This window comes from Shigella sp. FC1661 (genome assembly GCF_001712525.1).
In the GTDB taxonomy this organism is placed as follows: domain Bacteria; phylum Pseudomonadota; class Gammaproteobacteria; order Enterobacterales; family Enterobacteriaceae; genus Escherichia; species Escherichia coli.
The window spans coordinates 1-1,555 of the sequence record NZ_MDGW01000315.1; the positions used below are offsets into that span (position 1 = coordinate 1).

The following is a 1,555-nucleotide window of genomic DNA, read 5'->3' on the forward strand; positions in this document are numbered from 1 at the left end:
TCCCTGCTACGTTCAGGCTGTCGCCTGAATCATTTCGGTGGGTTCCTGCTTCAACGGGCGGCCTGACTGCACCATCTCTCCACAGGCAAGAACGGCGTGCCCCGCCGCTAAAATGTTACGAGCGCCATTTACATCGGCGTTCGCTGTATATCCACATACCTGGCATCTGAATTTACTTTGTGACAGGCGGTTTTCTTTCGCTGTATGACCACAGCACGCGCAACGCTGGCTTGTGTACGCTGGCGGAACAGCAAGCACCTGACCGCCACGCCAGAGCTGCTTGTACTCAAGCTGGCGGCGCATTTCATACCAGCCCTGATCCAGTATCGAACGGTTTAAACCTGATTTTGCCCGGACATTGCGCCCCGGCAGGCTGACCGTACCCGCTGCTTACTTTGACATGTTGCTGACCTTCAAATCCTCAATGACTATCATTGCGTGGTTTTTGCTGACGGTCGTTGTGACTTTGTGAAGGTAGTCCCTGCGGATATTTGCGATACAGGAATGCAGTCGCTGTATTTTGCGTTTCTGCTTCTGCCAGTTGTTGCTGAATTTGACCTTGCGGCTTAACTGTCGCTGAAGTCTCGCCAGCTTCTTCTGGTTTTTCTGAAAACTGTTTACAGGCTCAAAGGCTGTGCCATCTGACAGCGTGGCGAGTTTAGCCACGCCAGCATCCAGCCCGACCATTGATGCTGAAGGGTGAACCGGAGTTGATACTTTACTTTCTGTCTGAATACTGATGTACCACTTACCGCAGGACTGGCTGACAGTGACATTTTTCACAACACCCGTGACCTGACGGCTGTTCCGGTAGCGCATCCAGCCCAGTTTCGGCAGAAAAATACGGCTGTTTTCCTGATCGAGCTTAACGCCCTGCGGGTAGCGGAATACATCATTCTGTCCCCGCTTTTTGAATCGGGGAAAAGCAGCCCGATTCTGGAAGAAGTTTTTGTAAGCCCGCTCAAGGTCTTTCAGTGACTGTTGCAATGGCTGTGACGGGGCATCTTTAAGCCATTGCGTTTCAGTGGCATTTTTCCACTCAACCAGCCAGGAAGCCATTTTCCCGTAAGGGATGTATTTATTACCGACCTCATGATTCTCATTCTGACGTGCCAGAGCACGATTGAAAACGAAACGACATGCGCCTGCGAAGCGCCTCATTTCACGCTCCTGTTGACCACCGGGTCTTAACTGGAATTTAAATGCTTGTAGTCGTTTCACAGGCCAAATGATACTTTGGTCTGTGAAAAAAGAAACCGATATCCGGCGTGGAAGGCATTGTGTTTTCCTGATGCATGTTCACCTGGTCTTTGTCACCAAATACCGACGTCAGATTTTTGACTATGACGCGACAGAAAAACTACGCACTTACTTTTCAAATGTATGTGCTGATTTTGAAGCTGAACTGGTTTAAATGGATGGCGAACCAGATCACGTCCATTTGTTAATTAACTATCCTCCCAAACTGGCGATATCCAGTCTGGTAAACAGCCTCAAAGGCGTATCGGGTAGGTTACTGCGACGAGATCGACCAGATATTGCAGTCAGGTATTAC

General features: G+C 49.6%; 2 pseudogenes. One reads left to right on the forward strand and one right to left on the reverse strand.

Annotation, left to right across the window (positions count from 1 at the left end):
- Window positions 1–12: 12 nt before the first annotated feature.
- Window positions 13–1,221: pseudogene (locus tag BFF42_RS16660) on the reverse strand (RNA-guided endonuclease InsQ/TnpB family protein).
- A 7-nt stretch (window positions 1,222–1,228) separates the two neighbouring features.
- On the opposite strand from BFF42_RS16660, the pseudogene tnpA reads away from it, so the two are divergent.
- A pseudogene (tnpA, locus tag BFF42_RS16665) lies at window positions 1,229–1,555 on the forward strand (IS200/IS605 family transposase); the annotation flags it as partial.